The sequence below is a fragment of the Mesorhizobium sp. M1E.F.Ca.ET.063.01.1.1 genome, assembly GCF_003998155.1.
In the GTDB taxonomy this organism is placed as follows: Bacteria; Pseudomonadota; Alphaproteobacteria; order Rhizobiales; family Rhizobiaceae; genus Mesorhizobium.
The window spans coordinates 1-7,153 of record NZ_RZSC01000281.1 but is presented as its reverse complement, the minus strand read 5'-3'; the positions used below and the strand labels follow the sequence as shown (position 1 = coordinate 7,153).

At 63.0% G+C, this 7,153-nt stretch carries 11 protein-coding genes; 4 read left to right on the top strand and 7 right to left on the bottom strand.

From position 1 onward, the window contains the following. Positions 1-963: NAD(P)H-quinone oxidoreductase (locus tag EOA29_RS19685; protein ID WP_145969711.1), on the bottom strand; the 963-nt coding region annotated here is incomplete at its 3' end. Positions 964-1,070: 107 nt separating this feature from the next. Here EOA29_RS19685 and EOA29_RS19680 point away from each other — a divergent pair. The 3 genes from EOA29_RS19680 to EOA29_RS19670 all read left to right on the top strand — a co-directional run bounded on the left by EOA29_RS19680 (position 1,071) and on the right by EOA29_RS19670 (position 2,922). After that, positions 1,071-1,265 carry a DUF1192 domain-containing protein gene (locus EOA29_RS19680; protein ID WP_126091527.1) on the top strand — a complete coding sequence of 65 codons (195 nt, stop codon included), beginning with the start codon at positions 1,071-1,073 and terminating at the stop codon, positions 1,263-1,265. Positions 1,266-1,367: 102 nt separating this feature from the next. Continuing rightward, positions 1,368-2,615, top strand: coding sequence for an MFS transporter (locus EOA29_RS19675; RefSeq protein ID WP_126091526.1), 1,248 nt, complete (start codon positions 1,368-1,370; stop codon positions 2,613-2,615). Between the two features lie 31 nt (positions 2,616-2,646). Continuing rightward, entirely contained in the window at positions 2,647-2,922 is a 276-nt protein-coding gene (locus EOA29_RS19670) for a metalloregulator ArsR/SmtB family transcription factor (RefSeq protein WP_126091525.1), read from the top strand. 23 nt (positions 2,923-2,945) lie between these two features. On the opposite strand, the gene EOA29_RS19665 is transcribed toward EOA29_RS19670, so the two are convergent. The 4 genes from EOA29_RS19665 to EOA29_RS19650 all read right to left on the bottom strand — a co-directional run bounded on the left by EOA29_RS19665 (position 2,946) and on the right by EOA29_RS19650 (position 5,332). Then, entirely contained in the window at positions 2,946-3,410 is a 465-nt protein-coding gene (locus EOA29_RS19665; protein WP_126091524.1) for an SRPBCC family protein, read from the bottom strand. A gap of 10 nt (positions 3,411-3,420) precedes the next feature. After that, positions 3,421-3,756, bottom strand: coding sequence for a metalloregulator ArsR/SmtB family transcription factor (locus tag EOA29_RS19660; protein ID WP_126091523.1), 336 nt, complete (start codon positions 3,754-3,756; stop codon positions 3,421-3,423). A 6-nt stretch (positions 3,757-3,762) separates the two neighbouring features. After that, positions 3,763-4,419: a glutathione S-transferase family protein gene (locus tag EOA29_RS19655; protein WP_126091522.1), complete on the bottom strand. Its 657-nt coding sequence runs from the start codon at positions 4,417-4,419 to the stop codon at positions 3,763-3,765. Between the two features lie 88 nt (positions 4,420-4,507). Continuing rightward, the gene (locus tag EOA29_RS19650; protein WP_126091521.1) at positions 4,508-5,332 is read right to left on the bottom strand and encodes an alpha/beta hydrolase; all 825 of its coding nucleotides are present in this window, start codon (positions 5,330-5,332) and stop codon (positions 4,508-4,510) included. A gap of 92 nt (positions 5,333-5,424) precedes the next feature. Here EOA29_RS19650 and EOA29_RS19645 point away from each other — a divergent pair, with 92 nt between their 5' ends. Next, positions 5,425-5,943, top strand: a complete 519-nt coding sequence (locus tag EOA29_RS19645; RefSeq protein ID WP_126091520.1) for a helix-turn-helix domain-containing protein — start codon at positions 5,425-5,427, stop codon at positions 5,941-5,943. A gap of 135 nt (positions 5,944-6,078) precedes the next feature. Here EOA29_RS19645 and EOA29_RS19640 read toward each other — a convergent pair whose 3' ends face one another. Both EOA29_RS19640 and rpmF read right to left on the bottom strand, forming a co-directional pair. After that, entirely contained in the window at positions 6,079-6,480 is a 402-nt protein-coding gene (locus tag EOA29_RS19640) for a hypothetical protein (RefSeq protein WP_042641631.1), read from the bottom strand. 236 nt (positions 6,481-6,716) lie between these two features. Beyond that, on the bottom strand, positions 6,717-6,899 hold the full coding sequence (rpmF, locus tag EOA29_RS19635) for a 50S ribosomal protein L32 (protein ID WP_126091519.1): 183 nt from the start codon (positions 6,897-6,899) through the stop codon (positions 6,717-6,719). Positions 6,900-7,153: the final 254 nt, after the last annotated feature.

Sequence of the window (7,153 nt, the reverse complement as noted above, 5' to 3'; positions counted from 1 at the left end):
CCGTTTCTTTGCTCGCCAGTCTTCCGTCAGCGTGAAGATCATGTCCATGACTTTAGTAACCTTACGTGTGTTTATCTCTGTCCATACCTGATCCTCTAGCGCGGCCGCTATGGCTGCCTTGACTTTGACGGTGCGCGGGCGCAGCGTCGAACCGGTATGGACAAGGCGTTTGACCATGAGCTTTGCGAAGTCGGCGCTTGCGACAGCGCCGGCCTGCACCGCGATCTGGACGATGCGCCCTTCGATCGCCGCCGCATCGTAGTTGCGCGCCACATAGTCGCCGCCCACCATGTCGAGGATGACGTCGGCGCCCTTGCCCCCGGTTGCGTCCTTGACTTCGGCGACGAAGTCCTGCTCCCGGTAGTTGATCGCCCGGTCGGCGCCGAGCTTCAGGCAGGCGTCGCACTTCTCCTTGCTGCCGGCCGTGGTGACGACATAGGCGCCGAACGCCGAGGCCAGTTGGATGGCCGTGGTGCCGATGCCGGACGAGCCGCCATGGACGAGCAGCGTCTCGCCCTTCTTCAACCCGCCGCGCTCGAACACATTGTGCCAGACGGTGAAGTAGTTCTCCGGCACGGCGGCGGCTTCCGAATAGGTGAAGCCGGCCGGGATCGGCAGCACGCTGCCGGCGTGGACCTTGACATATTCGGCATAGCCGCCGCCGGGCGTCAGCGCGCAGACCCGGTCGCCGATGCGCCAGCGCGATATCTCGTCGCCGAGCACGGCCACTTCGCCGGCCACCTCGAGACCCGGCAGGTCCGAGGCGCCAGGCGGCGGCGGATAGACGCCCTTGCGCTGCTGCACGTCCGGCCGGTTGACGCCGGCGGCGTGCACGCGAATGAGGATTTCGCCGGGACCTGGCGTGGGCACGTCGCGCGTCTCGGGCTTCAGCACCCTGGGGCCGCCCGGCTGCGAGATCGCGATGGCCGTCATCTTCGCCGGAATCTTCTGTCCGCTTGCCATGGTGTCCCGTCTCCTTGTGCCGTTGGCCGGCTATTTGCATCGGCGCCCTTGCCCTATGTATGCTGATTGCCAAATCAGGCAAATGGCCAAGTGAGGGAGGAGCGACGATGGCGATCTTCGACGACGAACCCAAGAAGAAGCCGCGCCCGCACGAGATCGGCCAGGATCTCTCGCTGCTGTCCGTCGACGAATTGTCCGAGCGCATTGCCCTGCTGCGCGATGAAATCGCCAGGCTGGAAGCCGAGCGGACAGCCAAGGGCACTACCAAATCAGCTGCCGAGGCGCTGTTTCGCCGCGGATAATCCCGGCGTCGTGCCCGTCTGCCCCGGAAAAGCCTGAAAGCGACTGCCAGACCTTCGCTCCGAAACAGACCTGCGCTTCGAAATTTCCAGCCGGATCAGCCCATGTTCGCAACCTACCGACCGATCCTCTCGTTGCTGCGCGGCACCGCGTTCCTGCTGGCGGCGTCGGGCCTGCACGGCCTGCTGCTGCCGCTGCGCGGGCAAGTGGAGGGATTCTCGACCGCCTCGCTCGGCCTGATGGGCACGGCCTGGGCCGGCGGCTTCGTCACCGGCTGCTTCTTCGCGCCGCGCCTTGTTCGCCGCGCCGGCCATGTCAGGGCGTTCGGCGCCTTTGCCGCCTCGGGGGCGATCATCGCGCTGCTTACCGGTCTCATCATCGACGAGTATTTCTGGATCCTGCTGCGCGCCTTCACCGGCTTCACCATGGCCGGCGCCTTCATGGTCATCGAAAGCTGGCTCAACGAAAAGGCCACCAACGAGAACCGCGGCACCGTCTTCGGCCTCTATATGATGGTCACCTATGCCTCGATCATGGGCGGCCAGATGATCGTCGCCGGCGGCGACGTGAAATCGGCCTCGCTGTTCATGATCACCGGCATCCTGTTCTGCCTGTCGCTCATTCCGACCGCCGTCTCGACGCAGTCGCATCCGAAGCCGCTGCAGGACGTCAAGCTCGACGTCAAAGGACTCTATGCCAATTCGCCGGTCTCGGCGGTGGCCTGCCTTCTGATCGGCATCGCCAATGGCGCCTGGGGTACGCTCGGCGCCGTCTATGGCGCCCGTATCGGCATCTCCACCGCCGAGATCGCGCTGATGATGAGCCTGGTGGTTGTCGCCGGCGCGGCCATGCAGCTTCCCGCGGGGCGGCTTTCCGACACGACGGACCGCCGCTTCGTGCTCGCCGGCGCCGCCTTCGGCGCGGCGCTCTTCGCGGTGCTGATCTTCCTGATCGAGCCGCATTCGGGCGTCTTCGTCATCGTGCTGACCGCCTCCTATGGCGCCTTCGCCTACACGCTCTACTCGATCGCCGTCGCGCATGCCAATGACCACGCGCGGTCGGAGGATTTCGTCAAGGTTTCGGGTGGCCTGCTTCTGCTCTACGGCTTCGGCACGATGATCGGACCGCTGCTTGCGGCCGCCCTGATGGGCTGGCTGCGGCCGGAAGGCCTCTTCCTTGCAACCGCGCTCGCCCATCTCGCTCTCACCGGCTACACGCTGCTGCGCATCCGCGCCCGCGCGCCGGTTCCGATCGAAAACCGCGATGCCTTCAAGACGCAACCGGCCGATCGTGCGGTCACACCGGAAGCCTTGCGGCTCGATCCGCGCACAAAGGTTGAAACCGACAGTTGAGATTTGGAGAACTTTGCCCCACAAATAAGGCATGATGTTTTCCGACGCCTTCGTGGCGATAGCCGATCCCAACCGGCGCTATCTCTTGGAAGAGCTCCGGCGCGGTCCCAAGACGGTGAACGAATTGGCGGCCGGGTTGCCCGTTTCACGCCCGGCCGTTTCCCAGCATCTGAAGGTCCTGCTCGACGCCGGCCTGGTCAAGGCCAGGGCGGAGGGCACCAGACGCGTCTACGCCGTCAGCAGCGCCGGCTTCCTCAGGCTCAACGTCTGGCTCGACCAGTTCTGGGAACTGTCGCCTGGAGAGTGATCGCTGGCCACCAGCCGGAGGCCTCAGTTCGCTGCCTGCAGCGCCGCCCCAAGCGCGTCGAGCAGTTCGCCCGTGCCATGCTCGCGTGTGCCCGGCTTATCGTGGCCGTCGAAGAAGGCTCCCTGCTCTGTCAGGATAAGTCGCATACCCTTGCCTTCCGCGATGAGCTCGATCGTCGCAAGCGACACCGAGACCCGGGTTTTGCCGAACAACAGCTCGTAGCTGTAGACGATGCGCCGGTTCGGCACGATGTCCTGGTAGACCGCGTTGTAGAAATGCATCTGCCCGTCGCTCGGGCAGCCGGCATTCACCTCCTTGCCGCCAACGCGGAAGTCCATCTCATGCCGGTTGGGCTGCGGATTGTCCGGATCGACAAACCAGCGCTTCTTGGCCGCCGGATCGCTCAGCGCGAAATAGACCTTTTCGGGCGCCGCCGGATAGACGCGCTCGATGACAAAGGTGGAGTGGACGACGGATCGTTCGGTCATGACATATCCCTCAGGTTTCTAGCTTGGTTTCCGAAAGATATTCGCCAAGCCGGTCGAGCCGGCGCTCCCAGGCGAGACGCCGCTCGTTGATCCAGTGCTCGGCGGCCCTGAGCGCCTTCGGCTCGATCCGGCAGGTGCGCACCCGGCCAAGCTTCTCGGTGCTCACCAGGCCGCTCGCCTCGAGGACGTTGAGATGCTGGACGACGGCCGACAGCGACATCGCCAGCGGCTCCGCCAGCTGACTGACCGAGGCCGGTCCGCGTGACAGCCGTTCCACCATCTGGCGCCGCGCGGGATCCGCGAGCGCCTGGAACATCAGGTCGAGCTGGGCGGGATCGTGCAGCATCTCGCTCTAACCGTTGTTGTAGGGGAAGAACTTGAAATAGGGCTGCGCCTCCTCGATCACGCGGGCGAAGGTGGGGCGCTCGAGCAGACGATCATGATAGCGTTTCACGGTGGGGAATCTGTCGCCGAACGGCTCGACCTTGTTGGCATAGAACAGCGCCGGCGAGGCCGCGCAGTCGGCCATGGTGAAGGTCTCGCCGACCGCCCAAGTCTTTCCCTGCATTTCCTGTTCGATGATGGCGTAGGAATTGCGGAGCTGCTCACGCGCCTGCTCGACCCCGAACGGATCGGTCTTGTCTTGCGGCCGCAGCCGGTCGCCGACGATCTTCTGCATCGGCTCCTGCACGTAGAAGTCGTAGAAGCGGTCGGACTGGCGAACCTTGATGGCGAGGTCGATGTCGGCGGGGATAAGCTCGACCGGCCCGGGATAGTAAGCGGCGAGATATTCGATGACGATGGTCGATTCCAGTACCGTGCGGTCGCGCGCATCGTCGCGCAGGGCCGGCATCTTGCCTGCCGGCGAAACCTTCAGGAAAGCCGCGCGCGATTGCTCGTCGCCGAGATCGACGATCACCGGCGTAAAGGGCGTGTCGTTCTCGTAGAACGCGATCAGCGGCTTCCAGCAGAAGGAAGCAAGCGGATGGAAATGCAGCGTCAGGGACATTTTTTCTCCTGTCGTCGGGCGCGCTTAATACTGAAGTGATCACTTAACTATTTTCACAGACCACCAGAGTCAAGGTTGATCCTCGCGGTTAGCGATGCGCCGCGATGGCTTCGATGATTTGCGGCCAGTCGTTGCGGTGCAGCTCGTGGCCGCCGCCTTCGATCCGCACCAGCCTGGCGCCGGGAACCGCATCGGCAAGCGCCTCGCCATGTTCGATCGGGAAGATCGGATCGGTGACGCCGTGGATAACGAGCAACGGCACCGTCAAATCCTTTATCCGCCGCTCCGGACCGCCACCCTTGAGCAGGAAATGATTGGTGGCGCTGCCGAGGCCCCCGGAGCGATCGCAGTCCTCCTCGATCGCCGCGCGTGCGCGTTCCTCATCGAACGAATGCCGGCTGCTCGCCAGCGCCCGCGCGTCCTTCACCATGTAACGAAGCACCTGCTCCCGATCCGACCAATCGACATCGGCGCCTTCCGCCGAGTGCTCCTTGTAGGCTTGGCTTGTGCCGGGCAAACCAGACGTATCGACGCCGAGCGGCGAGCTGGAGATGACAGTGAGCGCGCTGACGCGCGCCGGATATTTCAGCGCCACGATCTGCGCGATCGTGCCGCCCATCGACATGCCGACGACATGCGCCCTACCGATATTGTGGTCGTCGAGCACGCGGATGGCATCGTCGACCATGTCCTCGAACGTATAGGGCGGCGTGCCCGGCTTGTATTTGGTCGACTGGCCGGTATCGCGATTGTCGTAGCGGACGACGAAGCGGCCGTGCCCGGCGAGCTGCCGGCAGAAGGCTTCCGGCCACCACAGCATCGAGGCCATGGCGCCCATGATCAAAAGGATCGCTGGATCGGCCGGATCGCCGAAGGTCTCCGAGACGATTTCAGGGCGCGGCAAAGCGGTCATCGTTCTCTTCTCCTAATCTGATTGCATTTTGCAATCAGTTGCATGATAATCAGACCGATATCATAATGCAACCGGTTTTCTTGGAGACTGTCATGAGCATTGACCGCCGGTCCGGCTGCCCGATCAATCTGTCGCTCGAGGTTTTTGGCGACCGCTGGAGCCTGATCATCCTGCGCGACATGATCTTCGGCGGCAGGCGCCATTTCCGCGAGCTGCTCAACGGATCGCTGGAAGGCATCGCCTCCAACATCCTGGCCGACCGGCTGAAGCGGCTGATGGAACTGGGCCTTTTGACCAAGGCCGACGATCCCAGCCACAAGCAGAAGGCGATCTACAGCCTGACCGAGATGGCGATCACCCTGGTGCCGATCATGGCGCATCTCGGCGCCTGGGGACGGGTATGGCTGCCGGTCAGCGAGGAGCTTTCGATCCGCGCCGAGCTGCTCGAAAAGGGCGGCCCGCCGCTGTGGGAGCAGTTCATGGACGAACTGCGCCACGAGCATCTCGGCGCGCCGGTGAAGACGCCGCCGGGCACGCCGACCGTGCGCCAGAAACTGCAGGCTGCCTATGAAGCGGCGGTCGCCCGCAAGGCCGAGGCCGCTGCAGGCTGACCGCGCCTAAAGCATGTCTCCCGAAAGTGGGAACCGGTTTCGGGACAAAGACATGCGTAGAATCAAAAACCTAAAGCGCACGGAGCGAATCTGAAAGATCGCGACGCGCTTTAGCGCCGCAGGTCGCCGGATGCCTTAGTTCAGATTGATGTCACGGCTGGCCGACCGCATCGACACCGAGAAGCCGGCGAGCACATCGAACAGCGCGATGATCATCAGCGTGAAGAACACCGAATGCGCCGCACCCTTCACCAGCAGGAACTCGACCAGGAACGCGATGAAGACCAGCGTCGACAACAGATGATCCAGGATCGATGCATTGGTGGTGCGCACCGATTTTGAGATCTCGATGAACAGGAAGATCAGTCCGATCAGCACCATCAGGTCGCCGAGCGTCATCGAGAAGACGCCGCCCGACATCATGCGGAACGAGAACATTTCGGTCATCCACGGATCGTCGCCGCCGCCGAACAGCCCGAGCAGTCCGAGATTGTAGAGGACGAAAGGCACGATGAGCAGCGGGATGGCACCGAACATCTGGGCGTCTCCAATGGGGCACCCTTTTGTAAAATCCGCGGCAGAGACGCCGTCAAGGTCTTTCGCGGCCGGCGTCGAACACGCTCTAAGACCTAATGAAATAAGGATGTCAGCCGGTTGCCCTTGCCTTGCCGCAGCCTGCGCGATCCACTCCGAAATTCATCAACCATCTGTCGAACGCAAAAAGACCGGCCAGAGGCCGGTCTTTTGAAAACGTCACAAACCGTGGAAGCTTCTCAGCTTTCCTTCGGCTCCAGGACCTGGCGGCCGCGATACATGCCGGTCTTCAGGTCGATGTGATGCGGGCGGCGCATTTCGCCGGAATTCTTGTCCTCGACATAGGTCGGGGCCTTGATGGCGTCGGCCGAGCGGCGCATTCCGCGCTTCGACGGAGAGGTTTTTCTTTTTGGAACGGCCATGGATATGCTCCACTACATGGTCAAAATGCCCCGTGAACCCTCGCGAAAGGGCCGCATCGAGGCCATAATCTGAGAAAGTCGGGTGCCTATACACGCCTAGCGCCGTTTTGGCCAGCGCTGTGGCAAAAATTTTTGCCGAACCAGCAAAAGAGCTAGGTGTGTCGAGATTCAGGTCAGGCCGAGCCGAGAACGGTGGCTTCCGAGAACCGGCCTACGCCGGCCGGAGCCTTAATTTAGCTGCCACGCCATTCGTG